Genomic DNA, 26,264 nt, shown 5'->3' on the forward strand with positions numbered 1-26,264 from the left:
ATAAAAAACCCGTCTGCCACCGGCACACGGGTTTTTTTCTGCCTGGCGTTTGCTGCGTCAGATACTGAAGGACGACCCGCACCCGCAGGTGGTTTTGGCATTCGGGTTGGTCACGATAAAGCGCGACCCTTCCAGCCCTTCGGTGTAGTCCACGGAGCCGCCCACCAGGTATTGCAGGCTCATCGGGTCTACCACCAGCGCCACGCCGGCTTTTTCAATGGTCATGTCACCGTCGTTGATCTGATCGTCAAAGGTGAAGCCATACTGGAAACCGCTGCAACCGCCGCCGGTAATATAGACCCGCAGTTTCAGGTTCGGATTCTCTTCGTCCGCAATCAGGTTTTTCACTTTGTGTGCGGCTGCTTCAGTAAATTGCAGGGGCAGTGCTACGACGTCATCACTCATTTTTATACTCCAACCGGTTTTACTTCAGGGTGCACCAATAGCCGCCTGAATAATACCCTGATTATCTAATACCTGAGTAGTCTGTTCAAGTATTCGCCGCAGGGGGGCGGTTTCCCTGAGGATTGTCAGCCGTGTGCGGCGCGTTCGCCGCCTGTTCACGACCCTGACGTTCTAACGTGCGGGCCAGCAGGGTGGAATACAAGGGCTTGCCGCCGAGAAATTGCGCCACCAGCGTCGCGCCCAGGCAGGTGATGATCATCGGCAGAATCAGCTGGTAGTTGTCCGTCATCTCCAGCACCAGCACGATGCCGGTCAACGGCGCGCGCACCGTGGCGGCGAACAGCGCGCCCATCCCGGCAATGGCGAAGGTGCCTGCCTGCAAGCCGTAATGCGGGAACAGCGTACCGCAGGCCAGGCCGAACGCGGTGCCGCCCAGCGTGCCCAGCGCCAGCATTGGCGCGAAAATCCCCCCCGGCGCACCGGAACAGAAACAGAGCAGCGTGGTGACAATACGGCTGAAAAAGAGGGCCAGCAGCATCCCCAGCGAGTAGTGCCCGAGCGCCGCCTGCGGAATCAGCCCAAAGCCGCCGCCCGCGGCCGCCGGCATCACCAGCCCCAGCACACCGCACAGCCCGCCCAGCAGCCCGCCTGTCAGCAGGATCTTGCGTAACCGGCCGCCATGCAGCCGCAGGAACAGATCCTGGGTGCGGAAGATCAGCGCGTTGAACACCACACCGACCAGCCCGAACAGCATCCCCAGCAGCAGATAGAGCCACAGCGTGTTCATGGCCGCTGCCTGCAATTTGCCTATCTGAATCACCGTCGCGCTGCCGTTGAACGCCTGGTACACCACACTGGAGGCGATAACGCCGATGAACACGGCCTTAATGGAGATCAGGCTGTAGCGGAACTGTAACCGCATCTCCTCGATAATAAACAGGATACCGGCCAGCGGCGCGTTGAACGCGGCAGACAGCCCGGCCGCCGCGCCGGTGGCCAGCAGCGAGTGGCGCGCCTCCGCACTTTTCAGGCGGAACAGATCCACCAGCATTTTGCCGACGTTGCCGCCAATCTGCACCGTCGGCCCCTCGCGCCCCAGCACCATCCCGGCCCCCAGCGTGCCCATGCCGCCGATGAATTTCACCGGGATCACCCGCCACCAGCGCACCGGCCGCAGCTCCTCCAGCGCGCCCTCAATCTCCGGGATGCCGGAGCCGCCCGCTTCCGGCGCATAGTGGCGCACCAGCAGGTAGCCGACCATCGCCAGCAAGGCGGAGAGCACAAACGCCAGCGGCCACAGCAGCCACGCCTGCCCCGCCACCGTTTGCAGCGCACCAAGCCGTTGCTGCGTCACCCAGCCGACCGCCCGCTCAAACCCCACGCCGAGCAGGCCGGTCACGCCGCCCACCAGCGCCGCCACCACCAGGATAGCCACCGGGGTTTTGTCACGCCGCAGGAAGTGCCGCAACAGGTCACTGCGCCGCAGGCGGAGGGGGGAAAGCGGGCGGGTCTGGTCTTGGGTTATCATCCGGATTCTTCCAATAAGGATTAAGGAAAACAACGCGCCGCGGCGGCACGTCCCACACAGCAGCGCCGGTTATCCTACCCTGCCGCGCCGCGCCTGCAACAAAATGGCACGTTTTTCTCGCGGCCAGAGGCCGTTCACCGCCCGGCAACGATTTCATAACGCGCCCCACTTCACTAGAATAACGGGGTTATCCTCTGCATCCCTGTGATGCGAACCTTTTCAGGAGCCGATTCATGAGCCAACACAGCAAGTCCGAAAGCCTGTTCACCAAGGCGCAGAAACTGATCCCCGGCGGCGTCAACTCGCCGGTACGTGCCTTTACCGGCGTCGGCGGCGTGCCGCTGTTCGTCGAACATGCGGACGGGGCTTACCTGTTTGATGCCGACGGCAAAGCCTATATCGATTATGTCGGCTCCTGGGGGCCGATGGTGCTCGGCCACAATAACGCCGCCATCCGCGAGGCGGTGATTGAAGCCGCATCCCGTGGCCTGAGCTTCGGCGCGCCTACCGAAATGGAAGTGACCATGGCGGAGCTGGTCACTGAGCTGGTGCCGACCATGGACATGGTGCGGATGGTGAACTCCGGCACCGAGGCGACCATGAGCGCCATCCGTCTGGCGCGCGGCTTCACCCACCGCGACAAAATCATCAAGTTTGAAGGCTGCTACCACGGCCATGCCGACCACCTGCTGGTGAAAGCCGGTTCCGGCGCGCTGACCCTCGGCCAGCCGAACTCGCCGGGCGTCCCGGCTGATTTCGCCAAACACACCCTGACCTGCACCTATAACGATCTGGCCTCAGTGCGCACCGCGTTCGAACAGTACCCGGACGACATCGCCTGCATCATCGTGGAGCCGGTGGCCGGTAACATGAACTGCGTGCCGCCGCTGCCGGAGTTCCTGCCGGGGCTGCGCGCGCTGTGTGATGAGTTCGGCGCGCTGCTGATCATCGATGAAGTGATGACCGGCTTCCGGGTGGCGCTGGCCGGTGCGCAGGCGCACTACGGCGTGGTGCCTGACCTCACCTGCCTCGGCAAAATCATCGGCGGCGGGATGCCGGTAGGTGCGTTTGGCGGCCGCAGTGATGTGATGTCCGCACTGGCACCGACCGGGCCGGTATACCAGGCCGGGACGCTCTCCGGCAACCCGATCGCGATGGCCGCCGGCTACGCCTGCCTGACGCAGATCGCCCAGCCGGGCACCCATGAAACGCTGACCGAGCTCACCGAAAACCTCGCCACCGGCCTGCTGGCAGCGGCAAAAGAGGAGAACATCCCGCTGGTGGTGAACCGTGTCGGCGGCATGTTCGGCATCTTCTTCACCGATGCGGAGCGCATCACCTGCTATCAGGATGTGATGGGCTGCGACGTGGAACGCTTTAAACGCTTCTTCCACCTGATGCTGGAAGAGGGCGTCTACCTGGCACCGTCTGCCTTCGAGGCCGGGTTTATGTCCCTGGCGCACACCCAGGAAGACATCCAGCGCACCATTGATGCCGCGCGCCGCTGCTTCGCGCAGCTCTGAATGCCACTCCTGTAAAAAAGGGGCCATCTGGCCCCTTTTTGTTTTTGTGTCCTGCTGTCCGGCTACCCTGCCCTACGCGGCCTGCTTGCGCAGCAGGTAGATAAAGTACGGCGCGCCGATAAAGGTCGCCAGCAGCCCGGCCGGGATCTGGTTCGGGAACAGCAGCATCCGCCCGCCCCAGTCCGCCAGCATCATCAGCATCCCGCCCAGCAGCGAAGCCATCACCAGTTGCGGCAGCGCCCGTCGGAAGCCCATCATGCGCGCCATGTGCGGCGCCATCAGCCCAACGAAGCTCAACGGCCCGATGGTCAGCGTCGCCACTGCCGTCATGACCGCGGCCAGCAGCAAAATCACCAGCCGTGTCGGGGCCAGCGCCAGCCCCACCGAGCGCGAGGTGGCACTGCCGAGCGGCAGGATCACCAGCCAGCGGCGGCAGAACGGTGCCAGCGCCAGCAGGAGCACGCCCATCAGCGCGCTGTGCCACGCCTGCTCCGGCGTCACCGAGTAGGTCGAGCCGGAAATCCAGGTCAGCAGGCGGCCCATGCGCGGGTCGCCGCTCGCCATCAGCAGGGTAATCAGCGTGGTGAACGCGGTGCTGAGGCCAATCCCTGCCAGCAGCATCCGCGCCGGGGAGAAATTGCCGCGCGCCGCCACCAGCATAATGATCAGCAGCGTCCCTGCTGCGCCGAGGCTGCCCGCCGGCAGCAGCCAGCCGAACGCGTCACCCGGCACCAGGAACAGCATCAGCACCACGCCGAATGCCGCGCCGGAACTGATGCCCAGCACTTCCGGGCTGGCCATCGGGTTGCCGGTGAGCTTCTGCATCAGGGTGCCTGCCGCGCCCAGCATCACGCCGGCCGCCAGTGCCGCCATCACCCGCGGCATCCGCCACGGCAGGAGTTGTGTGAAGAGGTCGCCGTGCGCCCAGACCCAGCCGTTCATGTCGCGGCCAAAGGCCAGCGCCACCCACAGCCCGGCCAGCAGGCAAAGCAGCCCGCCGGCTATCCAGCGCGACAGGTGGTGGCGCTCTGCCGGCACGCTGCCGCCCTGGGCCATCGGCGGCGGCGCGGCGCGGTGGCGCAGGCGCGGCAGCAGCCATAACAGCAGCGGCGCGCCCACCAGCGCCGTCGCGGCCCCGGTCGGCACATCCTGCCAGACGTGGCTGAGCCACAGCATAATCTGGTCGGTCAGCCACAGCAGCAGCGCCCCCAGCAGCGGGGCCAGCAGCACACGGCTCACCAGGCGGCGGGCGCCGAGCAGTGTCGCCAGCAGCGGCGAGAACAGCCCGACAAAACCGATCACGCCGACGGCATTGACGATCTGCGCGCTGAGCACAATCGCCACGCCAAGCGCGCCGAGCCGCGCGGCAGACAGCCCCAGCCCGAGGTTACGGGCGATGCCGTCATCCAGCCCCAGCAGCGTCATCGGCCGCAACAGCAGCAGCGCCAGCACCAAAGCCAGCACCAGCCGCGGCCACAGGAAACCGGCGATATGCCAGTCCTGTTGGTTGAGCGCGCCGCTGCTCCAGAGGAACAGGCTCTGCAACTGGTCGTAATTGAACAGCGCCAGCAGGCCGTTGACCGCCCCGCAGTAGAGGCTGAGCACCAGCCCGGCGAGGATCAGCGTCACCGGCGACATGCGTTTGCCCCAGGCGACGCCGAACACCAGCACGCCGACCAGCAGCGCCCCGGCCATCGCCGCGAATTGCTGCGTCAGGGTACCGCCCGGCATCGGCCACAGGGTGACGATTGCCAGCCCGAGCTGCGCCCCGGCGGAGACGCCCAGCGTCGCCGGTTCCGCCAGCGGGTTACGCAGCACCTGCTGGAACAGCACCCCGGCCAGCGCCAGCCCGGCCCCGGCCAGCAACGCCACCGCGATGCGCGGCAGCAGGCTGTAATGGAACACCATCTGGCGGACGTCATCCACATCCGGGTGCAGGAAGCCCTCCGGCCAGAGCGGGAGCGGCAGTTGCCAGCGCAGGTTATAGCCGCTGAGCGCCAGGCAGGCCGCGATCAGCAGGCCGAAGGTCAGCAGGGCCACGGCAGGGAAACGGCGGCTCATGGGCGGCCTCCCAGCACCTGCGGCAACATACGGCAGAAGCGCATGGCCGAGTAGGTGGAGCCGTAGAACCAGATGGCCGGCATCTCAGTGACCACGCCGTCACGCGCCAGCGGCAGTGACTGCCAGAGCGGCGTGGCGGTGATCTCATCACGCAGGCGGTGGTCGCCGTGGTCAAAACAGAGCGCATGGGCCGGTTTCACCGCGGCAAGTTGTTCAATCCCCACGATGGCGCTGCCCCAGAAGTTGGTTTCGCCGGGCCAGGCATTGGGGATCCCCAGTTCATCCAGAACATTCATAAACAGGCTGCCTTTGCCGAACACCAGCACATGGCGGGCGTCAAGGAATGAGAATAACAGTACCGGCCGGCGGGCGGCGGCGGGCAGCTGCGCGCGCGTCTGCGCCATCAGCGCATCAAACTGCGCCAGGTGGCGGTCAGCGGCAGGCCGCAAATCGAGCCGTTCCGCCAGTTGGTGCAACGCACGGCGCGCCAGTTGCAGCGGCGGCTGTTGGCCGTCGTAAAAGGCGAAGCCCATCGACGGCGCAATGCGTTGCAACGCCTCCGGTGACGGACCATACCCGGCGGAGAGCATCAGCAGCGACGGCCGCAACTGTTGCAGCATCTCCAGGTTTGGCTCGGTGCGGGTGCCGACGTCCACGACGTTTGGCGGCAGCGCCGGTTCTTTCACCCACAGGCGGTAGTTGTAGACATCTGCCACGCCCAGCGGCGCGACACCCAGCGCGAGCAGCAGCTCGGTCGGCGACCACTCCAGCGTCACGATCCGGGTGAGGTCCGGCCGGGCGGCCGCCAGTGACGGCCAGGCCGGGAGCAGCGGCGAAAGCGCCATCGCCTGCAACAGGCGGCGGCGGGTGGTGTCAGGTTGATTACATTTCATCAGCAGACAAAGCTCACCGGGGCACCGCCGCCGGGGTGCGGCAGCACGCCCATCGGGATACCGTAAATTTTCTCCAGCACCGGCCCCTGCATGATGTCCAGCGGGCTGCCTTCGGCGATCATCTGCCCTTCACGCAGGGCGATCAGGTGATCGCAGTAGCGCGCCGCCACGTTGATGTCATGCAGTACCGCGATCACCGTCAGCCCGCGTTCGGCGGTCAGCCGTTTGATCAGCGCCAGCACCTCGACCTGATGCGCGATGTCGAGCGCGGAAGTCGGCTCATCCAGCAGCAGGCAGCGCGTCTCCTGCGCCATCATCATCGCCAGCCAGGCGCGCTGGCGCTCGCCGCCGGAGAGGCTGTCCACCAGCCGGTGGGCGAACGCGTTGAGGCCGACCAGCGCAATTGCCCGGTCTACCGCCTCGCGGTCATGATGGCGGAAACGCCCCAGCGCGCCGTGCCACGGGTAGCGGCCAATCGCCACCAGCTCCTGTACCGTCATCCCTTCGGCGGGCGGCAGTTGCTGCGGCATATAGGCCACTTCCCGCGCGAACGCTTTGCTGTCCCAGTTTTCCAGCGGTTTGTCGTTCAGCAGCAGTGCGCCACCGGAGGGCGGCTGGTGACGGCCGAGCATTTTCAGCAGGGTGGATTTACCCGAGCCGTTGTGGCCAATCAGGCCGCAGAATTTTCCCTGGGGAAAGGTCAACGTCAGAGGGGCAAGCAGCGTACGGCCGGGAACGGAGAAGCTGACCTGTTGCAGGCACAGCGTGGCATGGGGAGCTTCAGCGGACGGGCCGCCGACGGGGTGAGTGTTGTTATCCTGCATAATTCCCTGTCTTGAAAACGGGCACGGCATGCCGTGCCCGAAGGTCAGTGTGATATGTCAGGGCGGCACCGGGTTCATCATGAACGCAAGGCTGTCCTTTAGTTAGAAGCGGAAGGTGGCCGTCGCCACCACCTGGCGATCGCTGCCCCAGTAGCAGGCGTAGTCGCGGTAGCAACTGGAGACATATTCGCGGTCAAACAGGTTGTTGATGTTCAGCCCTACCGTGGAACCCGGCAGGCCGACGCGCGCCAGATCGTATTTCACGGTGGCATCCACCAGGGTATAGGCCGCCACGTTGTATTGCTGGTTAGCGGCGTCAATGGTGTTGGTCGCGCCCACATAGCGCACACCGCTGCCGAGGGTCAGGCCGCTGAGCGCCGTCTCATGGAAGGTGTAATCCGCCCACAGCGACGCCATGTTACGCGGCACTTCCACCGGGCGCTGGCCCTTCAGGTTGGTGTCTTTGGTGTATTCCGCGTCGGTGAAGGTGTAAGACGCCGTCAGGTTGACGTTGGCATTGACTGCGGCTTTCGCTTCCAGCTCGATGCCGCGTGAGCGGATTTCGCCGGACTGCACGCTGAAGCTGCTGTTAGTCGGGTCGGCCGTCAGGTTGTTGTCTTTGGTCAGCTGGTAAACCGCCGCCGTCAGGCTGATCGGCTGGTCTTGCGGGATATATTTCACCCCGGCTTCATACTGCTTGCCGTGGGACGGGTCGAACGATTTACCGCTTTGGGTGGCACCGCTGACCGGCTCAAAGGATTCGCTGTAGCTGAAGTACGGCGAAATCCCGTTGTCGAACAGGTAGTTCAGGCCGCCGCGCCAGGTGAACTGCTCATCGCGGTCTTTGTCGGTGGCACCGCTGCTGCGGGTCAGCACCGTGCTTTTGGCGAAGTCATAACGGCCGCCCAGGGTCAGCAGCCAGTGGTTCCACTCTGCCTGATCCTGCACGTAGAGGCCGGTCTGCTCCTGGCGGTTCAGGATGTTGTAACGGAAGTAGACATCGTAGTCATCATTGCCGTACTGCGGTGCGGTCATATTGATGCTGCTGGTGGACGCGTAGTCCGCGTTGATGTCGTTACGCATCCGCATGTAGTCCACGCCCATCAGCAGGGTGTGGTCAACCTGGCCGGTGCCGAATTTGGCCTGCGCCTGGGTGTCCACGTCGAAGTTACTCAGCTTCTCGCTGGAGTCGACAAAGGCACGCTGGATGGTCGCCGGGGCGACATAGCCGTTACCGTAGTGGCCGATGTAGTGGGTGCTCAGCATGGTGTAGCGCAGGTTCTGGCGCACCGTCCAGGTGTCGTTGAACGCGTGCTCGGCGCTGTAACCCACCATCTTCTGGTTGCGGGAGAACTTGTCCTCCTGCTCGCCTTCGGTGTAGTTCACCGGCAGTTTGCGCTGGTTGCCGTTGGCATCGGTGTACGGCACCACGGTGCCTTGCAGCGGCAGCCAGCCGTAGTAGCCCGCTTCCGGATCGTTCTGGAAGTTGCTCAGGAAGGTGAAGGTGGTGTTGTCATCCGGGTGCCAGGTAAAGGACGGCGCGATGGCGTAACGCTTCTCCTGGGACATCTCCTGCTGGGCATCCTGGCTGCGCGCCAGCCCGGTCAGGCGGTAGCTGTAAACGCCGTTGTCATCGATGGCGCCGCCGAAATCAAACCCGGTCTGGTAGAGGTTGTCAGTGCCCATCGAGAACTGCACTTCACGCAGGGTTTCGGTGGTCGGGCGTTTGCTGACCATAGAGACCAGGCCGCCGGGGTTGCTTTTGCCGTACAGCACGGAGGACGGGCCGCGCAGCACTTCCACCCGCTCAAGGAAGTACGGGTCCATCGACACTTCGGAATAGTTATCGCCCTGGAGTTTAATGCCGTCCAGGTACTGGTTGGTGTTGGTATTGGTAAAGCCGCGGATGGACACCGCATCAAGAATGTCGGAGCTGCCGCGGCTGGCGAACACGCCCGGCGTGTAGCTCAGCGCCTCTTTTACCGTGTCCGGCTGGCGCATTTCCAGCTCGTCACTGGTCACGACAGAGACGGACTGCGGTGTTTTCACCAGCGGTGTATCGGTTTTGGTGCCGGTAGCACTCCGCTTGGCCGCCACGGTCGCGGCCGGCCCCCATGCGCTTTCCTGCGCCACATCCGGCCCGCTGCCGACGACGGTAATGGTATCACCCGTTTGCGCCGGGTCGCCCTCTGCCGCCGTAGCGGGTAATACGAACGTGCCTAACGTAACCGCAATGGCAAGGGTCACTTTCCCAAGAGGAAAGGCCGCCGGGATCATGGTGCCTGAGTGTGTGCGCATGGTCGCTTCTCTGATGATGGTAAACAGGAATGTAAACGAGAATTATTATTATGAAGGCAGAATCATATTCGGATGAAATTTTAAACTCAAGCAGAAATAGAGTGTCCCCGGCGGATATGCTGAAGAAATGGCCTCATGAAATACGAGGCTATTTTTTATTAACCTATTTGTCGCACATAAATAAAAACCCGTAACTTTATGGTTACGGGTTTCACGATTAATAAATAGCGTGCGTATTATTTTTTAAATCCCTGCAACATTAATATCGGCGGGTTGGGGCTTTCGGCTGAACTGAAGGCGTACGCATGGCCCTTACGTTCGCCGCCAATGCAGAAAGAGATCGTGGTTTGTTTGTTTTTAATCGCCTCTTTGACGGCGGCATCCACCGGAATATAACGGTAAGACTGTTTGTTATTGGCATACAGCGATCCGGCGGCATTGCCATTACAGGCCGGGCGGCTGTTCCAGGTGGTGGTGTGCTCGTCCCATTCATTGGTGGTGCCGTAAAGATAAATAGTACGGGCATTGGCATCAGAGACATTGCCGCCAAACAGCCGGATTTTATACGTGAACTCCGTGTTGTTATTGATATCCAGCTCCGGCGGCCAGGCCGGGATCGTGAACTGGATAAGCCCAATCTCCTCTTTGTTCCGGCTGCGGGTGCCCTGCCAGTTATCCTGCACGTGCAGCGTCTCTTCCCCGGCAAAATTTTTGTCTGCCTGATCAAGGTTGCTGATTGTGACGTCCTGCAACGCCATCTCGTAGGCAAACGGGATGTTGGTGTCGCAGGAGAGGCCGAGGTTCATGCAGTGGTTCGCCATAAAATCCGCGCCCTGCGTCGTCCAGCCATTCATAAAATCGCCGTGGGCGCTGTAGATAGAGCCCCACTGTTCAACCACCTTGCCGTTCACGATCACCGGGTCCAGCGACAGCTCGACTTTGGTCATGTCTATCGGCGTCGAGTTGGGGATCAGGTAAGCGATGTTCATGTTCACCATCGGGATCTTGACCGGGTACGCCGCCGGGCAGACATCATTTACCGCATAATCGGCATTTTTTACCCCGATGGCGGGGTGAAGGTTGACGCCGTCCCAGCAGTTGGGGAACTTCAGCGCAATGTTCATCTGCACCGTGCCGTTGGGCTGCGGGGGGCAGCTGCTTTTGGGAATGTCCGAGTAGCCCAGCCCCTGGCAGAAATAGTCCACCGCGAGCTTGTTCGGGCTGGTGCCGTTGTGGGTGCCGGCCAGCAGTTGCAGCCCGGCCGGGAACGGCTGGATCGGGTACTTCTCTATCTGGCTCGCCTGGTAGTAGGTTTTCTGGTACGCCGGGCGTACCACCGTGCCGTCAGGCAGCCGCAGCGACGGCGCCCAGTAGGCGGAGTGATCAGAACTGTTGTTGCAGGTGGTGGAGAAATCCGTCAACAGTTGTTCATTGGTGGTGTAGGCGTTGGCATGGGTGTTGCCGAAGAAATCATGCGACATCGCCATGCCGGGCATCCCCGGCATCATGATGGCATCGTCCGGCAGGGTATGGCTGTAGTCACACTCGACGTTGGTCTGCCCGTTGAGTGCCTGGCTGTGAAACGGCACCAGCGCGGCGAGGCCAAGGAGGGTACAGGGAAAAAAGGGGCGCATAGGGAACTCCTTATTGTGCTGTTGGGAATCGCACAGACAGAAATACCCACGCCACGGGCGCGTCAGCCAATCATCAACTCACATCGTCCGTCATTGATAAGGCTGATAAAAAAAGGGTGCGATGCGTGGTTATCACGCATCACACCCGTTTATCAGTGACGGCGCAGTCCGTTACTGGCCGAACATCTCTTTCAGCCAGCCGGCCATGCCGTTGCCCTCTTTCTGCTCATCCTGCGGCGCTTGCTGCTGTTGCTGTTGCTGCTGCATCTGCTGCTGTTGCAATTGCATCTGCTGTTGCTGCGCCGCCAGGCTGGCCTGGCAGAGGCTGTCCGGGTCACTGGTCCAGACCGGCATACTGCGCACCACGCCGCCGGTCAGCCCACCGGTCAGGCCGCCGCCACAGACGAAGTTGCCCGCGGAATCCACACGCATTTCGGTGATGTCTTCCGGCGCCTGCAAGTCCAGCGGCTGCGGCGTTTCGTTGGCCAGGTAGCGGCTGTAGAGCGCCATCGCACCGGTAGAGCCCCAGAGTTTGGACGGGCCGTTATTGTCGCGGCCGACCCAGGTGATCGCCACCTGATCGCCGTCCACCCCGGCAAACCAGCTGTCACGCAGGTCGTTGGAGGTGCCGGTTTTCGCCGCCAGGTGCAGGTTGGGGAATTTCACCGCCAGCGCCCGTGACGTCCCTTCGTTAACCACCTGCTGCATCGCGTAGAGCGTCAGGTACGCGGCCTGTGCCGGGACGGCGCGTTCCGCCTGCGGGAAGCTCTGGTAGAGCACCGAACCATCTTCAGCGATCACCGAGCGCACCGCCGACAGCGGCGCTTTGTTGCCGCCGCTGGCGATGGTCTGGAACTCCTGCGCCACTTCCATCGGCGTCAGCGCAATCGCGCCGAGCAGCATTGACGGCACCGGGTTCAGCACGTTTTCCGGCACGCCCAGCGCCACCAGCGTTTTGGTTATCTCATCCAGCCCGACCGCCATGCCGAGGTTGACCGTCGGCACGTTCATGGAACGCGCCAGCGCATCCACCAGCAGCATCTGGCCGCGGAACTGGTGATCGTCGTTCTGCGGTTTCCAGGTCTGGCCGTTGGAGAGCTTCAGCGCCAGCGGCTGGTCTGCCAGCAGGGTGTTAAGGCGGTATTTGTCCGGCTGCGCCAGCGCCGTCAGGTAGGTGGCCGGTTTCGCCAGCGAGCCGACCTGGCGGCGTGCCTGCATGGCGCGGTTAAACCCGGCGAACTGCGTCTCCGCGCCGCCGACCATCGCCCGCACCTCACCGGTGAAGCGATCCACCACCACCATCGCGGTTTCAATGTCTTTCAGGCCGCTCTTTTTGCGCAGTTGCGGCACGCCCTCCTCCACCGCCTGCTCGGCGGCGTCCTGCGACACCGGGTCAAGGGTGGTGAAGATTTTCACGCCGGACATCTCATTGACCTTGTCGCCGAGGCGCTGTTGCAGCTCCTGGCGCACCATCTGCATAAAGGCCGGTTGCGGTGAAATCACCCCGCCCTTCGGCTGCACGCCCAATGGGCGGGCGCTCAGCATGGTGTACAGCTCGTTATCAATGATCTTCTGTTTTTCCAGCAGCTTCAGCACCACATTACGGCGCTCCAGCGCCAGTTTCGGGTTGCGCCACGGGTTATACAGCGACGCCCCTTTCACCATGCCCACCAGCAGCGCCTGCTGGTCGAGGCTCAGCTCATCCACCGGGCGGCCGAAATAGTAGAGGCTGGCCAGCGGGAAGCCGCGGATCTGGTCGTTGCCGCTCTGGCCGAGGTAAACCTCGTTCAGGTACAGCTCAAGGATGCGATCCTTGCTGTAGCGGCTGTCCACCAGCAGCGCCATGTAGGCTTCGTTGATTTTACGCCAGTAGGTGCGCTCGTTGGTGAGGAACAGGTTCTTCACCAGCTGTTGCGTCAGGGTACTCGCCCCCTGCACCGTGTGGCCCGCCGTCAGGTTCGCCAGCACTGCGCGGCCAATCGAGTAGAAGCTGATGCCGTCATGCTCGTAGAAATGGCGGTCTTCGGTCGCCAGCAGCGTATCCACCAGCAGATCGGGGAAACCGGCACGCGGCACAAACAGCCGCTGCTCGCCGTTAGGCGACTGCAACATGGTGATCAGGCGCGGGTCGAGGCGGAAGAAGCCGAAATTGCGCTGGTTATCCATGTTCTGGATCTGCGTCAGCCGGTCGCCCTTGAACGTCAGCTGGGCGTGGATCTGCCCCTCTTTACCGTCCGGGAATTCAAACGGGCGGCGCAGCAGCTCAATGCTGTTGGCGTGCACGGTGAACTCGCCCGGCCGGGTGATGCGCGTGACTTCGCGGTATTGCGTGCCTTCCAGCAGCGCCACCATCTCTTTCTTGCTGTAGTTCATGCCCGGCTCGAGGTTGACCATCCGGCCATACACCGCGGCAGGCAATTGCCACACTTTGCCGTCAATGCGGCTGCGGATCTGGCCGTCGAGGTAGAAGCCGTAAATGGCCATCCCCACTGCCAGCACAATCCCTATTTTAACCAGCAGGCCCAACCAGCCGCGCTTTTTACGCGGTTTGCCCGCCTTTACCTTACGTGGCATACGTTGCTTACCTTTATTCACATTGTCCTGTTCAGCCATACCGGCTTCAACATCGTCCTCAATCTCTTCAACATCCTCATCCCGGCGATTACGCGGCCGCTGCCGTAAGGGCTTGCGGACGGGAGGCGGCGTTTTCCCCTTACGCCCGATGGGTTCGCGGTCATCACCTGACATTGTCGTTCTCCACGCTACTGTTTTCTTTCATCATTTACATTTCCAGAGAAAAGTCGCGGCGTCCTGCGGTGGCTTTTCAGATTGCTGTGCTTATCGACGGGGCCGGGAAAGGCGCTACTCTGTTATCCGCCGCCCGGCCCGGCCAGCGGAAACATCTGAAAATAAGGGGTCACGGTGACCGGTCAGGGCTGATATTTCTTGGTGCGCCGCGTCGGCAATGCCTGCGCCGGGTCATCCGGCCAGGGGTGCTTCGGGTAGCGCCCTTTCATCTCTTTCTGTACCTCGCGGTATGCGCCGCGCCAGAACGCCGCCAGATCGGCGGTGATTTGCAGCGGCCGGTGCGCCGGGGAGAGCAGCTCCAGCACCACCGCCACCCGCCCTTCGGCGACGCGCGGGCTGGCTTCTTCGCCGAACATCTCCTGCAACCGCACCGCCAGCACCGGCGGTTTTTCCGCATCATAGCGCAGCGGCAGGCGGCTGCCGGTCGGCACAGTGTAATGGCTCGGCAGCGCACTATCCAGCCGTTGCCGTTGCGGCCAGGTCAGCAAGCGGCCCAGCGCCTCGCTCAGGTTGACCTGCCGCAGCGCGCGCAGGTCACGCACCTTGCCCAGCGACGGCAACAGCCACGTTTCAAGGTTCGCCAGCAGGTCGGCCTCCTCTGCCGGCGGCCAGTCGCCTTCCGGCAGCCAGCGCCGGGCGCAGCGCAACCGCAGCAACAGCTGTTCTGCCGCCGGTTCCCAGTTCAGCACGCTTAACCCCTGCTGGCGTATCCAGCCGATCAGCGCCTGTTGCAGTTCGTCATCCGAGGGTTTCGCCAGCACCCGGGCGCTCAGCACCAGCCGGCCGATCATCTCACGCTGCCAGGCGCGCAGCGTGCCTTTTTCCTCGTCCCACTCCACGGCCGCCCGCCGTTCCACCAGCGCAGGCAGGCGGGCGGCCAGCGCCTCGATGGCGACCGGCAGCGCCAGCAGGATGCGGGCATCGGGGCTGTTGCTGTTTTGCAACAGGGAGGGGGCCACCAGCCAGCCGTGGCGGGTCAGCGCCTCGTCCTGCGGCAGTGACGCGCCCAGCCCGTTAGCCAGCAGGTAGCGCCCGTCGTCACCGCGCCGCTGGGCGATGCGGTCCGGGAACGCCTGCGCCAGCAGCCAGCCCGCCTCGTCCGGCGACGGCTGCCCGGCCGGGCGGCCGCTGCGTTTCGCCAGCAGCGCAGCGCGGCGTTGCCAGTGCGGTTGCGGGCGGCTCAGCCAGTCACTGAGATCCGGCGAGCCGCTGCGCGGCGGTTCTTCCAGGATCGCCGCCAGCAGGGCCGCCGTCGCCAGTGCGTCCGCGCTGTGGGTTGCCCCGGCCACCAGCATCGCCGCCAGCCGCGGCTCCACGCCGAGCGCAGCCATACGCTGCCCGATGGCGGAGAGCCGCCCCTGGTCGTCCAGCGCGCCGAGGCGCCGCAACAGATCCTGCGCGGCGGCCAGCGCCGGGGCCGGGGGCGCATCCAGCCAGGTGAGATCGTCCGGTGAACGGCAACCCCACTGCACCAGCTCCAGCCACAGGCTGCTGAGGTCGCTTTGCAGGATCTCCGGCTCGCCCTGTTCGGCGGCGCGCTCCGCCTGCTCGCGGCTGAACAGGTGCAGGCAGATCCCCGGCGACAAACGCCCGGCACGGCCTGCCCGCTGGGTCATTGATGCCTGGCTGATGCGCTGGGTCACCAGCCGGGTGACGCCGGTGCGCGGGTCAAAACGGGTGCTGCGCTCCAGCCCGCTGTCCACCACCAGGCGGATGCCCTCAATCGTCAGGCTGGTTTCCGCGATGTTGGTCGCCAGCACCACTTTGCGCCGCCCGGCGGCCGCCGGCTGGATCGCCTGCTGCTGCGCCGCCAGCGGCAGTGCGCCGTAAAGCGGGCAGAGGTCCGTGTCGGTGGGGAGGTTTTCCGCCAGCCGCGTCTGTACCCGGTGGATCTCCGCCACGCCGGGCAAAAACAGCAGCAGCGAGCCGTGTTCGCCCTGCAACAGCCGCCGCACCGCGCCGGCCACGCCCTCCTCCAGCCGTTCATGGCCGGCGAGCGGCTGGTAACGCCGCTCCACCGGGAAGGTGCGCCCCTGCGAGACAATGGCCGGCGCACCCGGCAACCGTTCTGCCAGCCGGGCATTGTCGAGGGTGGCGGACATCACCAGCAGTTTCAGGTCATCCCGCAGGCCCTGCTGCACATCCAGCAGCAGCGCCAGCGCGGTGTCGGCCTGCAGGCTGCGTTCGTGGAACTCATCCAGGATCACCAGCGAGACGCCGGAGAGTTCCGGGTCCTGCTGCACCATGCGGGTCAGGATACCTTCAGTCACCACCTCCAGCCGGGTGGCGGCGCTGGTTTTGCTCTCGGCGCGCATCCGGTAGCCGACCTGCTGCCCCGGCACTTCGCCCAGTTGCTGCGCCAGCCGGTGCGCGACGTTTTTCGCCGCCAGCCGCCGTGGTTCCAGCATGATGATGCGGCCCGGCAGCCCGGCGCGCGCCAGGATCGCCAGCGGCAGCCAGGTGGATTTACCCGCGCCGGTCGGCGCATTCAGCAGCACCTGCGGGGACGCCGCCAGGGCCGCCAGCACGTCATCCACCACCTCGCTGACCGGCAGCGCCGCCTGCGCGCCCTGTGTCACCGCACCCATACCTTTCCCCTCACATCGGTTAACTTTCTCAGCCGCGCATTGTAGCATTGCGCCCGATCCCCTTTGGACAATTCATTCAGGAGCGCTTATGCCCGACTCACGCCGCCTCTTTTTCGGCCTGCCGCTGCCGGATGCCCTGCAACAGGCGGTGATCGCCTGGCGCGCCACGGCATTCCCGGCGGAGGCCGGGCGGCCGGTTGCCGCAGCGAACCTGCACCTGACACTGGCGTTTCTGGGTGAGGTCAGTGACCGCAAGGCGGAGGTACTGGCCGCGCTGGCGGGCAATATTGTGCAGCCGGGCTTTCCGCTGACGCTGGATGACCTCGGCCACTGGCCGCGCCCCGGCGTGGTGTGGCTCGGCACCCGCCGCGCGCCGCGCGGGCTGTTGCAGCTGGCGGCCCTGTTGCGTGCGCAGGCGGCGCGTAACGGCTGCCCGCAGAGCGCCCAGCCGTTCCACCCGCATATCACGCTGTTACGCGGCGCGGTGCACCCGGTCGCGCTGCCGCCTGCCACGCCGGGCTGGACGCTGGACGCCACCCATTTCTGTCTGTACGAATCCCGCACTGAACGCGGGCGCACCCGTTATCACGTGCTTCAGAGCTGGCCGTTTACCTGAAGCCGGGCAAGGAGAGTCATGTTATTTACCCCCCCACTGCAACACGCCACCCTGATTAAGCGTTACAAACGTTTTCTGGCCGATGTGATCACCCCTGACGGCACCCTGCTGACGCTGCACTGCGCCAATACCGGCGCGATGACCGGCTGCGCGACGCCGGGTGATACCGTCTGGTACTCCACCTCACCCAACCTGAAACGCAAATACGCCCACACCTGGGAGTTATCTGAAACGCAACAGGGGCACTGGATTTGCGTGAATACTCAACGGGCTAACGGGCTGGTGCGCGAAGCGGTTGAACAGGGGCGCATCCCTGAATTATCCGGTTACAGTCGCGTGCAGAGTGAAATAAAATATGGTGGCGAAAACAGCCGTATCGACCTGTTATTACAGGCGGAAAACCAACCCGACTGCTATATTGAGGTGAAGTCTGTAACGTTATTGCAACATGATCGTGGTTACTTTCCTGATGCCGTGACAGTACGCGGCCAGAAGCACCTGCGGGAGTTGCAACACATGGTGGCCGAAGGCCGGCGGGCGGTGCTGTTTTTCGCGGTGCTGCACTCCGGCATTCAGGAGGTGGCTGCCGCCCGCCATATCGACCCGCGTTACGCCGGCTTGCTGGCAGAGGCGCAAAATCAGGGGGTTGAGGTGATTAGCTATGGAGCGCAGCTTTCACCGGCCGGCATTGCCCTGATGCAACCCATTCCGTTGGTATGCGAATAAAAAGCCTAAGGCCGGACACCCCACAGCGAGGCTGATGTGTGTCACGCGGCGAAGCCAAAAACGCCGCGGCTCACAGGGTTGTCAAGCAGGTGAGAGGAATAATTGCCATCTACCTTCCCATCTGTTATTTATAGCGGCCTGATTTTTCCCCACGTTGGGGATCGATAGTGCGTGTTATGAGGAGAAGCAACATGCAAGAAGGGCAAACCCGTAAAACATCCTCCTTGAGCATTCTCGCCATCGCTGGGGTGGAGCCGTATCAAGAGAAGCCAGGCGAAGAGTATATGAACGACGCCCAGCTCACTCACTTCAAGCGTATTCTTGAAGCGTGGCGCAATCAGCTCAGGGATGAAGTCGACCGTACTGTGTCTCATATGCAGGACGAAGCCGCTAATTTCCCCGATCCGGTAGACCGTGCTGCCCAGGAAGAAGAGTTCAGCCTGGAACTGCGTAACCGCGATCGCGAGCGTAAGTTGATTAAGAAGATCGAGAAAACGCTGAAGAAAGTAGAAGACGAAGATTTCGGCTTCTGCGAGTCCTGTGGTGTTGAAATTGGTATTCGCCGCCTTGAAGCGCGTCCGACTGCTGATTTGTGTATTGACTGCAAAACCCTGGCTGAAATCCGCGAAAAGCAGATGGCCGGTTAAGCAAGCCTGTCACGACGACGGCCGCGGTGCCCCGGCACCGCGCTGTCGTCGCCACTCTTATTATGCCTGACGCCCTGACGCCCCCCTCCCCTTATATTGGCCGCTTTGCGCCGTCGCCTTCCGGTGAGCTTCACTTTGGTTCGCTTATCGCTGCGCTGGGCAGTTATCTGCGCGCCCGTGCCTGCGGTGGCCGCTGGCTGGTGCGTATCGAAGACATCGACCCGCCGCGTGAAGTGCCGGGTGCTGCCGCGCGTATCCTGAATCAGCTGGAACAGTATGGTTTGTTATGGGACGGCGAGGTGCTCTACCAGTCAGATCGCCATGACGCCTACCGCGCCGTGCTGGGGCAACTTATCGCCCGCGGGCAGGCCTATTACTGCACCTGCACCCGCAGCCGTATCCAGTCCCTCGGCGGGTTTTATGACGGCCATTGCCGCTTGCTGCACCACGGGCCGGAGAATGCCGCCCTGCGCCTGCACCAGACGGCACCGGTCTACGGGTTTGAGGATGGCCTGCGCGGCTGGCTGGCCGCCGATGCGCGCATGGCGGAAGAGGATTTCATCATCCACCGGCGTGACGGGCTGTTTGCCTATAATCTGGCGGTGGTGGTGGATGACCACTATCAGGGCGTGACGGAAATTGTGCGCGGCGCGGATCTGATCGAGCCGACGGTGCGCCAGATGGCGCTTTATCAGCAGCTGGGCTGGCAGCCACCGCACTATATTCACCTGCCGCTGGCGGTCAACGAACACGGCGACAAGCTCTCCAAGCAGAACCACGCCCCGCCGTTGCCGCCGGGCGACCCGCGCCCGACCCTGGTGGCGGCGCTGGCCTTCCTGCACCAGCCGGTGCCGGAGGGCTGGCAGGATCTCAGCCTGCCGCAATTGCTGGCCTCTGCCGTTGCCCATTGGCAAGTGGCGGATATCATGCCATAAACGCCCGGCAACCCGCAGAAACCGCGGCAACCGGGCATTGACAGCTGTATAACATTATTCTCAAACCCCCCGGCATGAGCTATGATTAGCCGCTGTTTTTTGCTCTGTCCATTTTAGTCACTATCGAGGTGTCCCATTTTTACCCGAGTAGCCAATTTTTGCCGAAAGGTACTGGCCCGCGAAAACGACGTTCCTGACACGGTTGAACCCGTGCCGGCGCCTTTGCCGACTGTCACCATTATTCCGCGCGATCAGCATGCGATCTCCCGCCGGGATATCAGTGAAAATGCCCTGAAGGTGTTGTACCGTCTGAACAAATCAGGTTTTGAGGCCTATCTGGTCGGCGGCGGCGTGCGTGACTTACTGCTCGGTAAGAAGCCCAAAGATTTTGACGTGACCACCAACGCCACCCCGGAGCAGGTGCGCAAGCTGTTCCGCAACTGCCGTCTGGTCGGACGTCGTTTCCGCCTGGCGCATGTGATGTTCGGCCCGGAAATCATCGAAGTGGCGACCTTCCGCGGCCACCATGAGCAGGAACAGGAGCAGTCCGACAAGAACGCCTCCCAGCAGGGCCGGAACGGCATGCTGCTGCGCGACAACATTTTCGGCTCGATTGAGGAAGACGCGCAACGCCGTGACTTCACCATCAACAGCCTTTATTACAGCGTGGCCGATTTCTCGGTGCGCGATTACGCCGGTGGCCTGCGTGACCTGGATGACGGCATTATCCGCCTGATTGGTGACCCGGAAACCCGCTACCGTGAAGACCCGGTGCGGATGCTGCGCGCCGTGCGTTTCGCTGCCAAGCTGGACATGGAACTCAGCGCGGAAACCGCCGAGCCGATCCCGCGCCTGGCCCCGCTGCTGCATGAGATCCCGCCGGCGCGGCTGTTTGAGGAATCCCTGAAGCTGCTGCAGGCCGGCTACGGTTACCCGACCTGGCGCCTGCTGTGTGAATACCAGCTGTTCCAGCCGCTGTTCCCGCTGATTGCCCGCCAGTTCACCGAAAGCGGCGACAGCCCGATGGAGCGCATCCTCGAGCAGGTGCTGAGGAATACCGACCACCGCATCCAGACTGACATGCGCGTCAACCCGGCGTTCCTGTTTGCTGCGATGCTCTGGTACCCGCTGATTGAACACGCGCAGAAGCTGGCGCAGGAGAGCGGGCTGGCCTATTTCGACGCCTTCGCGCTGGCGATGAATGATGTGCTGGACGAGCAGTGCCGCTCACTGGCGATCCCGAAACGCATCACCACGCTGGTACGTGACATCTGGGCGCTGCAACTGCGCCTGTCACGCCGCCAGGGCAAACGCGCCCACAAGCTGATGGAGCACCCGAAATTCCGGGCCGCCTTCGATCTGCTGGCGCTGCGTGCTGAAGCGGAAAACAGCCGCGACCTGCAACAGCTGACCCAATGGTGGAGCGAATTCCAGGAAGCCACCCCGATGCGCCAGAAAGGGATGCTGACCAACCTGGGTGACGATGCCGCCCCGCGCCGCAGCCGTGCCCGCCGCCCGCGCAAACGCGCGCCGCGCCGCGATAACAACGTATGATCCGCGTCTACCTTGCGCTGGGCAGCAACCTTGCCCAGCCGCTCGATCAGGTCAACGCGGCGCTGGCAGCGCTGGACGCCCTGCCGCAGACGCGGCGGGTGGCCTGCTCCTCGTTCTACCGCAGCACACCCCTCGGCCCGCAAGATCAGCCCGATTACCTGAATGCCGTGGTGGCGCTCGACACCACGCTGTTGCCGGAAACCCTGCTGGACGCCACCCAGGCGATTGAGCAGCAACAGGGGCGGGTACGCAAAGCGGAGCGCTGGGGGCCACGCACGCTGGACCTCGACATGCTGTTGTATGGTGACCAGGTGATCAACACCCCGCGCCTGACCGTGCCGCACTACGACATGATGAACCGCGAATTCATGCTCTACCCGCTCGCGGAGATCGCCCCGGATCTGGTGTTCCCGGACGGCACGGTGCTGCAACAGCACCTGGCCGGGGTCGATCGCAACGGCCTCACCCGCTGGTAATGCCTCAGGCGGTGATCACCACCGCCAGCCCCCCGGCGGGCCGGTTTTCCACCCGCAATGCCAGGCCATGCAGCGCCGCGATGCGCAGCGCAATCGACAACCCCAGCCCGCTTCCGTTCTCCTGCTGCCCCGGCGGCCGGTAAAACCGTTCGCCCAGCCGGGCAAGGTGTTCTGCCGTCATGCCCGGCCCCTGATCCTCGACCCGGATTTCCGGCCCCAGTGTCACCGTGACGGTAGTGCCGCCCGGCGAGTAACGCACCGCATTATCCAGCAGGTTACGCAGCATCAGTGACAACAGCAGCGCCTGCCCGTGCGTCACCGGCGGCGTGCCGGTGTTGTGCAGATGCAGCCGGATCTGTCTGGCGCGCGCCGCAGGTTCCACCTCTGCCAGCGCCTGTTGTACCAGCCCCGCCCACGCCACCGGCTCACGCGCTTCCGGCCCGCTGAGCGCTTCCAGCCGCGAGAGCGTCAGCAACTGATCCACCAGCCGGGTGGCGCGGTCAATGCCCTCGGTCAGGTTCGAGAGCGCATGGTTGAGCATCGTCTCATCATCCCCCGCCAGTTGCGCCACTTCGGTCTGCACCCGCAATGCTGCCAGCGGGCTGCGCAGTTCGTGGGCGGCATCCGAGGTAAAACGCCGCTCGCGCACCAGCATCGATGAGACGCGCCCAAACAGCGCATTCAGCGCTGCCGCCAGCGGCAGCACTTCCGCCGGCAGCCGTTGGGTCGCCAATGGGCGGCCATCTTCCGGCGCACGTTGCCGCAGCTCCGCCGCCACCTGCCGCAGCGGCGCGAGCTCACGGCCGGTAAGCCAGGCCATCAGCAGCACCAGCAGCGGCAGTGACACCAGCCACGGCAGAAACTGCCCGGACACCACCGCCCACGCCATATCCTCACGGTACTCCACCTCCTGCCCCACCGCGATGCGATCACCGCCCGGCGTGGTCAGCCAGAGCAGCCGCCAGCGGTCATCATCCCCGGCGAGCGTGGTGTCCATAAACCCCTGCGCGCGCGCCTCAAAGCGGATCTTCCGGCCGTTTTCCCCGTCATTCAGCCGCATCCCGCCGTGCGGGTCGAAAATGGCGAACGCCAGCGCATCATCTTCCAGCTCCCCCCGGCTGCCGTGGCGCACCAGCGTGCTGGTTTTCGGCAACCGCACCGCCTCCCCACCGGCGATGTCCCCTACCCCGGAGGTGGCCAGCCGTTTGGCGAACAGCATCTGCTGGGTGTCGAACAGCTCGTTAATCGTATGCTGGGTACGCACCCACGCCAGCGTGCTGGCGACGCTCCAGACCAGCAGGGCGACCACGCTGAACAGCAGGATCAGCCGGGCGCGCAGGCTCAGTGACGTCATGCTTCCTCCCCCAGTGTATAACCGACGCCGTGCACGGTGCGGATAAGCGCATTGCCCAGCTTGCGCCGCAGGTGGTGAATATGCACTTCCACCGCATTGCTGCTGACCTCCTCGTCCCAGCTGTAGAGCTTGTCCTGAATCAGTGAGCGCGGCAGCACCCGGCCTTTGTGGCTGAGCAGCAGCTCCAGCACCGCCAGCTCTTTGGGCGTCAGCGTGACCGGTTCGCCCGCCAGCGTGACGCTGCGCGCCGCCGGGTCGAACGCCAGGGCGCCGTGCGTCAGGTGCGGGGTCAGGTGGCCGTGGCGGCGGCGGATCAACGCCTGCAACCGCGCGGCCACCTCGACCAGCGCGAACGGCTTGCAGAGGTAATCGTCCGCGCCCGCCTGCAACCCGGCCACCCGCTGGTCGAGCGCATCGCGCGCCGTCAGGATCAGCACCGGCGTGTCCTGCCCGGCGGCACGCCACTCACGCAGCAGCGCCATGCCGTCCAGCCCCGGCAGGCTTAAATCCAGGATCACCGCGTCATAGGGCGCGGCCCGCAGCGCGTCGCGGCCGGTCGGGCCGTCAGTGAACCAGTCCAGGCTGAACCCCAGTTTGCCCAGCCCGGCGCGGATGCCGTCGCCAATCAGCCGGTCATCCTCAATCAACAAAATGCGCATCGTCACTCCCTTTCATCTGCGGTTAGCTTTACAGTTAAGCACGATCTTCTTAACAGGATCTTAAGGCGGCTACCCAGGTGAGGTGCTTATCATTAGAATGACCCACCAGGTGAATACCACTATAAAGACGTCTAAGAGGTTATTATGAAATCCACCACAGTCAGCCATTTACGGCAGTGGAAACAGCAGCAGCGCAAATTTGCGACCATCACCGCCTATGATGCCAGCTTCGCCCAACTGTTTGAGCAGCAGGGCATCAGCGTGATGCTGATTGGCGACTCCCTGGGGATGGTGGTGCAGGGGCACGATTCTACCCTGCCGGTCACGGTAGAGGAGATTGCCTACCACACCCGCTGCGTGCGCCGGGGTGCACCGCACAGCCTGCTGATGGCGGATCTGCCGTTTATGAGCTGTAACACGCCGGAACAGGCCTGTGACAATGCCGCCACGCTGATGCGCGCCGGGGCCAACATGGTAAAGCTGGAAGGCGGGAGCTGGCTGTGTGACACCGTGAAAAAGCTGACCGAGCGCGCGGTGCCGGTCTGCGGCCACCTCGGCCTGACGCCGCAGTCGGTGAACATTTTCGGCGGCTATAAAGTCCAGGGGCGCGATGACGCGGCGGCCGACCGGCTGTTGCAGGACGCGCTCAACCTCGAGCAGGCAGGCGCGCAACTGATGGTGCTGGAGTGTGTGCCGGTGGCGCTGGCGGAGCGCGTCACCCGCGCGTTGCAGATCCCGGTGATCGGCATCGGGGCCGGTAACGTGACCGACGGCCAGATTCTGGTGATGCATGACGCCTTCGGCATCACCGGCGGCCACGTGCCGAAATTCGCCAAGAACTTCCTGGCGGAAGCGGGTGACCTGCGCAGCGCGGTGCAGGCGTATGTGGATCAGGTGGCGTCCGGCGCTTACCCGGCCCCGGAACACACCTTCAACTAATGATGCCGCAAGGCACAGACTCAAGGAGATGTAACGTGGTAATCATTGAAACGTTGCCGCTGCTGCGCCGTCAGATCCGCCGCTGGCGGCAGGACGGCCAGCGCATTGCGCTGGTGCCGACGATGGGTAACCTGCATGAAGGCCATATGACCCTGGTGGACGAGGCCAAAGCCCGTGCCGATGTGGTGGTGGTGAGCATCTTTGTCAACCCGATGCAGTTCAATAACGCCGACGATCTGGCGCGTTACCCACGTACCTTGCAGGAAGACAGCGAACTGCTGAAGCGCCGCGGGGCGGATCTGGTGTTCGCCCCGGCAGCGGCCGACCTCTACCCGCAAGGGCTGGAGGCACAGACCTTCGTCGAGGTGCCCGGCCTCTCCGCCATGCTGGAAGGTGCCAGCCGCCCCGGCCACTTCCGCGGCGTCTCCACCATCGTCAGCAAACTGTTTAACCTGGTACAGCCGGATCTGGCCTGTTTCGGCGAGAAGGATTACCAGCAGCTGGCGCTGATCCGCAAAATGGTGGCGGACATGGGTTACGACATCGAGATTGTCGGCGTGCCTACGGTACGCGCCAAAGATGGGCTGGCCCTCAGTTCGCGCAACGGTTACCTTACCGCCGACGAACGCAAGCTCGCCCCGGCGCTGAGCCGGGTGATGAATGGCCTGGCGGAGCAGCTGTTGCAGGGCGAGCGCCACGTAGAAGAATTGCTGGAACAGGCCGCCGCGCAGTTGCGTGAGGCCGGTTTCACGCCGGATGAGCTGTTCATCCGGGACGCCGACACCCTGCAACCGCTGACCGTCTCCAGCACCCGCGCGGTGATCCTGATGGCGGCGTGGCTCGGCAAGGCACGCTTGATCGACAACCGGCAGGTTGACCTGCTGGTCTGATCCGCCCTACCGCTGAACGCAGGACGCACCCAGCAAGAGACCGGCCGCTTTACCGGCCGGGCGTATAACCCACTGTTTTCTTTTTGGCTATTAAGGTAACAACGTTATGGTACGCACCATGCTGCAAGGCAAGCTTCACCGGGTCAAGGTTACGCAGGCTGACCTGCACTACGAAGGCTCTTGCGCGATCGATCAGGATTTCCTCGATGCCTCCGGCATCCTGGAATATGAAGCCATTGATATCTACAACGTCGACAACGGCCAGCGTTTCTCGACCTATGCGATTGCCGCCGAGCGCGGCTCCCGCATCATCTCGGTCAACGGCGCGGCCGCCCGCCTCGCCTGCGTCGGTGACAAGCTGATCATCTGCTCCTATGTGCAGATGGCGGAGGCCGAGGCCCGCACGCACAAGCCGAAAGTGGCCTACTTTGAAGGTGACAACCAGTTACAGCGCCAGGCAAAAGCGATCCCGGTGCAGGTGGCCTGACGTTATCTGCCGTTATAGAGGGGGAGCCGGAAGGCTCCCTTTTTTGTGATTATTAATCAACAAATTGCAATTAAGCAGTTATCCTTATTTTCCAGATGTTCTGCGTGTATAGCTCTTCATTCTTCTGCTGCGGATGTCACTTCTAGCCAACATTATTTCCTGGATAAATGAAAATGGCAGATCTGGGTTGTCTTCAACAATGCGGCCAATTTTTACCCAGTATTCGAGTTGTTTCGCTACACTGCGGCCCGATGCCGCTGCATGTTTTTTGACGTCATCAACAAATGTTTCATTCAAACTTACATTCATTGTCATGGTGATCTCCCCGGTTATCGCCTGTGACATCATTAAAAAGCGTTATCCCGATGTTTTGCAAATCAGAACGTATTTCACCCATAAAAAAACCGCCCGCAGGCGGT

General features: G+C 63.3%; 22 protein-coding genes. 10 read left to right on the top strand and 12 right to left on the bottom strand.

All coding sequences use genetic code 11. The features are described from left to right. Nucleotides 1-57 precede the first annotated feature (57 nt). On the bottom strand, nt 58-405 hold the full coding sequence (gene erpA, locus CYR52_RS13680; RefSeq protein WP_072928938.1) for an iron-sulfur cluster insertion protein ErpA: 348 nt from the start codon (nt 403-405) through the stop codon (nt 58-60). A gap of 85 nt (nt 406-490) precedes the next feature. Then, entirely contained in the window at nt 491-1,933 is a 1,443-nt protein-coding gene (gene clcA / locus CYR52_RS13685; protein ID WP_072928936.1) for a H(+)/Cl(-) exchange transporter ClcA, read from the bottom strand. 233 nt (nt 1,934-2,166) lie between these two features. Here clcA and hemL point away from each other — a divergent pair, with 233 nt between their 5' ends. After that, nucleotides 2,167-3,456 carry a glutamate-1-semialdehyde 2,1-aminomutase gene (gene hemL, locus CYR52_RS13690; protein WP_072928935.1) on the top strand — a complete coding sequence of 430 codons (1,290 nt, stop codon included), beginning with the start codon at nt 2,167-2,169 and terminating at the stop codon, nt 3,454-3,456. A gap of 72 nt (nt 3,457-3,528) precedes the next feature. Here hemL and fhuB read toward each other — a convergent pair whose 3' ends face one another. The 7 genes from fhuB to hrpB form a co-directional block, all read right to left on the bottom strand. Further along, on the bottom strand, nt 3,529-5,517 hold the full coding sequence (gene fhuB / locus CYR52_RS13695; protein ID WP_101828774.1) for a Fe(3+)-hydroxamate ABC transporter permease FhuB: 1,989 nt from the start codon (nt 5,515-5,517) through the stop codon (nt 3,529-3,531). Further along, nucleotides 5,514-6,410, bottom strand: coding sequence for a Fe(3+)-hydroxamate ABC transporter substrate-binding protein FhuD (gene fhuD, locus CYR52_RS13700; protein WP_072928931.1), 897 nt, complete (start codon nt 6,408-6,410; stop codon nt 5,514-5,516). The genes fhuB and fhuD overlap by 4 nt, the downstream gene beginning before the upstream one ends. Further along, complete coding sequence (gene fhuC / locus CYR52_RS13705; RefSeq protein WP_079205238.1) at nt 6,410-7,234, bottom strand: Fe3+-hydroxamate ABC transporter ATP-binding protein FhuC; 825 nt, start codon at nt 7,232-7,234, stop codon at nt 6,410-6,412. Before fhuC ends, fhuD begins: the two co-directional genes overlap by 1 nt. Nucleotides 7,235-7,336: 102 nt before the next feature. Then, nucleotides 7,337-9,532 (bottom strand): ferrichrome porin FhuA, encoded by a 2,196-nt coding sequence (gene fhuA, locus CYR52_RS13710; RefSeq protein ID WP_241522417.1) that lies wholly within the window; start codon nt 9,530-9,532, stop codon nt 7,337-7,339. 236 nt (nt 9,533-9,768) lie between these two features. Further along, entirely contained in the window at nt 9,769-11,166 is a 1,398-nt protein-coding gene (locus CYR52_RS13715) for a CBM96 family carbohydrate-binding protein (RefSeq protein ID WP_101828775.1), read from the bottom strand. Nucleotides 11,167-11,337: 171 nt separating this feature from the next. Further along, on the bottom strand, nt 11,338-13,914 hold the full coding sequence (gene mrcB, locus CYR52_RS13720) for a bifunctional glycosyl transferase/transpeptidase (protein WP_101828776.1): 2,577 nt from the start codon (nt 13,912-13,914) through the stop codon (nt 11,338-11,340). Between the two features lie 182 nt (nt 13,915-14,096). Then, entirely contained in the window at nt 14,097-16,562 is a 2,466-nt protein-coding gene (gene hrpB / locus CYR52_RS13725; protein ID WP_165699090.1) for an ATP-dependent helicase HrpB, read from the bottom strand. 88 nt (nt 16,563-16,650) lie between these two features. Here hrpB and thpR point away from each other — a divergent pair, with 88 nt between their 5' ends. The 6 genes from thpR (at nt 16,651) to folK (ending at nt 21,516) form a co-directional block, all read left to right on the top strand. Further along, on the top strand, nt 16,651-17,178 hold the full coding sequence (gene thpR, locus CYR52_RS13730) for an RNA 2',3'-cyclic phosphodiesterase (RefSeq protein ID WP_072928921.1): 528 nt from the start codon (nt 16,651-16,653) through the stop codon (nt 17,176-17,178). 18 nt (nt 17,179-17,196) lie between these two features. Further along, nucleotides 17,197-17,904: a DNA/RNA nuclease SfsA gene (sfsA, locus tag CYR52_RS13735; RefSeq protein WP_072928919.1), complete on the top strand. Its 708-nt coding sequence runs from the start codon at nt 17,197-17,199 to the stop codon at nt 17,902-17,904. 191 nt (nt 17,905-18,095) lie between these two features. After that, a complete protein-coding gene (dksA, locus tag CYR52_RS13745) occupies nt 18,096-18,551 on the top strand; it encodes an RNA polymerase-binding protein DksA (protein WP_072928917.1) in 456 nt (151 codons plus the stop codon). A 62-nt stretch (nt 18,552-18,613) separates the two neighbouring features. Further along, the gene (gene gluQRS / locus CYR52_RS13750) at nt 18,614-19,486 is read left to right on the top strand and encodes a tRNA glutamyl-Q(34) synthetase GluQRS (RefSeq protein WP_072928915.1); all 873 of its coding nucleotides are present in this window, start codon (nt 18,614-18,616) and stop codon (nt 19,484-19,486) included. A gap of 135 nt (nt 19,487-19,621) precedes the next feature. Continuing rightward, nucleotides 19,622-21,040: a polynucleotide adenylyltransferase PcnB gene (pcnB, locus tag CYR52_RS13755; RefSeq protein ID WP_072928912.1), complete on the top strand. Its 1,419-nt coding sequence runs from the start codon at nt 19,622-19,624 to the stop codon at nt 21,038-21,040. Continuing rightward, nucleotides 21,037-21,516 (top strand): 2-amino-4-hydroxy-6-hydroxymethyldihydropteridine diphosphokinase, encoded by a 480-nt coding sequence (folK, locus tag CYR52_RS13760; protein ID WP_101828777.1) that lies wholly within the window; start codon nt 21,037-21,039, stop codon nt 21,514-21,516. The genes pcnB and folK overlap by 4 nt, the downstream gene beginning before the upstream one ends. A 4-nt stretch (nt 21,517-21,520) precedes the next feature. Here the strand turns inward: folK and qseC are convergent, their stop codons facing one another. Both qseC and qseB read right to left on the bottom strand, forming a co-directional pair. Next, a complete protein-coding gene (gene qseC / locus CYR52_RS13765) occupies nt 21,521-22,870 on the bottom strand; it encodes a quorum sensing histidine kinase QseC (protein WP_101828778.1) in 1,350 nt (449 codons plus the stop codon). Then, nucleotides 22,867-23,529, bottom strand: a complete 663-nt coding sequence (gene qseB, locus CYR52_RS13770) for a quorum sensing response regulator transcription factor QseB (RefSeq protein ID WP_072928906.1) — start codon at nt 23,527-23,529, stop codon at nt 22,867-22,869. The genes qseC and qseB overlap by 4 nt, the downstream gene beginning before the upstream one ends. A gap of 144 nt (nt 23,530-23,673) precedes the next feature. Between qseB and panB the strand changes: the two genes are divergently transcribed. The 3 genes from panB to panD all read left to right on the top strand — a co-directional run bounded on the left by panB (nt 23,674) and on the right by panD (nt 25,845). Next, nucleotides 23,674-24,468 carry a 3-methyl-2-oxobutanoate hydroxymethyltransferase gene (panB, locus tag CYR52_RS13775; protein ID WP_101828779.1) on the top strand — a complete coding sequence of 265 codons (795 nt, stop codon included), beginning with the start codon at nt 23,674-23,676 and terminating at the stop codon, nt 24,466-24,468. Nucleotides 24,469-24,503: 35 nt separating this feature from the next. Beyond that, on the top strand, nt 24,504-25,358 hold the full coding sequence (gene panC, locus CYR52_RS13780; RefSeq protein WP_072928902.1) for a pantoate--beta-alanine ligase: 855 nt from the start codon (nt 24,504-24,506) through the stop codon (nt 25,356-25,358). A gap of 106 nt (nt 25,359-25,464) precedes the next feature. After that, entirely contained in the window at nt 25,465-25,845 is a 381-nt protein-coding gene (gene panD, locus CYR52_RS13785; RefSeq protein ID WP_072928900.1) for an aspartate 1-decarboxylase, read from the top strand. A gap of 84 nt (nt 25,846-25,929) precedes the next feature. Here panD and CYR52_RS13790 read toward each other — a convergent pair whose 3' ends face one another. Beyond that, entirely contained in the window at nt 25,930-26,160 is a 231-nt protein-coding gene (locus tag CYR52_RS13790) for a TA system antitoxin ParD family protein (protein WP_101828784.1), read from the bottom strand. Nucleotides 26,161-26,264: the final 104 nt, after the last annotated feature.

It is taken from the genome of Chimaeribacter arupi (assembly GCF_002858805.1).
GTDB classification, from domain to species: Bacteria; Pseudomonadota; Gammaproteobacteria; order Enterobacterales; family Enterobacteriaceae; genus Chimaeribacter; species Chimaeribacter arupi.

What these genes read in the sequence shown, in the direction of transcription:
- erpA (WP_072928938.1), bottom strand. Translation starts at nt 405, where the DNA reads ATGAGTGATGACGTCGTAGCACTGCCCCTGCAATTTACTGAAGCAGCC.
- clcA (WP_072928936.1), bottom strand. Translation starts at nt 1,933, where the DNA reads ATGATAACCCAAGACCAGACCCGCCCGCTTTCCCCCCTCCGCCTGCGG.
- hemL (WP_072928935.1), top strand. Translation starts at nt 2,167, where the DNA reads ATGAGCCAACACAGCAAGTCCGAAAGCCTGTTCACCAAGGCGCAGAAA.
- fhuB (WP_101828774.1), bottom strand. Translation starts at nt 5,517, where the DNA reads ATGAGCCGCCGTTTCCCTGCCGTGGCCCTGCTGACCTTCGGCCTGCTG.
- fhuD (WP_072928931.1), bottom strand. Translation starts at nt 6,410, where the DNA reads ATGAAATGTAATCAACCTGACACCACCCGCCGCCGCCTGTTGCAGGCG.
- fhuC (WP_079205238.1), bottom strand. Translation starts at nt 7,234, where the DNA reads ATGCAGGATAACAACACTCACCCCGTCGGCGGCCCGTCCGCTGAAGCT.
- fhuA (WP_241522417.1), bottom strand. Translation starts at nt 9,532, where the DNA reads ATGCGCACACACTCAGGCACCATGATCCCGGCGGCCTTTCCTCTTGGG.
- CYR52_RS13715 (WP_101828775.1), bottom strand. Translation starts at nt 11,166, where the DNA reads ATGCGCCCCTTTTTTCCCTGTACCCTCCTTGGCCTCGCCGCGCTGGTG.
- mrcB (WP_101828776.1), bottom strand. Translation starts at nt 13,914, where the DNA reads ATGTCAGGTGATGACCGCGAACCCATCGGGCGTAAGGGGAAAACGCCG.
- hrpB (WP_165699090.1), bottom strand. Translation starts at nt 16,562, where the DNA reads ATGGGTGCGGTGACACAGGGCGCGCAGGCGGCGCTGCCGGTCAGCGAG.
- thpR (WP_072928921.1), top strand. Translation starts at nt 16,651, where the DNA reads ATGCCCGACTCACGCCGCCTCTTTTTCGGCCTGCCGCTGCCGGATGCC.
- sfsA (WP_072928919.1), top strand. Translation starts at nt 17,197, where the DNA reads ATGTTATTTACCCCCCCACTGCAACACGCCACCCTGATTAAGCGTTAC.
- dksA (WP_072928917.1), top strand. Translation starts at nt 18,096, where the DNA reads ATGCAAGAAGGGCAAACCCGTAAAACATCCTCCTTGAGCATTCTCGCC.
- gluQRS (WP_072928915.1), top strand. Translation starts at nt 18,614, where the DNA reads ATGCCTGACGCCCTGACGCCCCCCTCCCCTTATATTGGCCGCTTTGCG.
- folK (WP_101828777.1), top strand. Translation starts at nt 21,037, where the DNA reads ATGATCCGCGTCTACCTTGCGCTGGGCAGCAACCTTGCCCAGCCGCTC.
- qseC (WP_101828778.1), bottom strand. Translation starts at nt 22,870, where the DNA reads ATGACGTCACTGAGCCTGCGCGCCCGGCTGATCCTGCTGTTCAGCGTG.
- qseB (WP_072928906.1), bottom strand. Translation starts at nt 23,529, where the DNA reads ATGCGCATTTTGTTGATTGAGGATGACCGGCTGATTGGCGACGGCATC.
- panB (WP_101828779.1), top strand. Translation starts at nt 23,674, where the DNA reads ATGAAATCCACCACAGTCAGCCATTTACGGCAGTGGAAACAGCAGCAG.
- panD (WP_072928900.1), top strand. Translation starts at nt 25,465, where the DNA reads ATGGTACGCACCATGCTGCAAGGCAAGCTTCACCGGGTCAAGGTTACG.
- CYR52_RS13790 (WP_101828784.1), bottom strand. Translation starts at nt 26,160, where the DNA reads ATGACAATGAATGTAAGTTTGAATGAAACATTTGTTGATGACGTCAAA.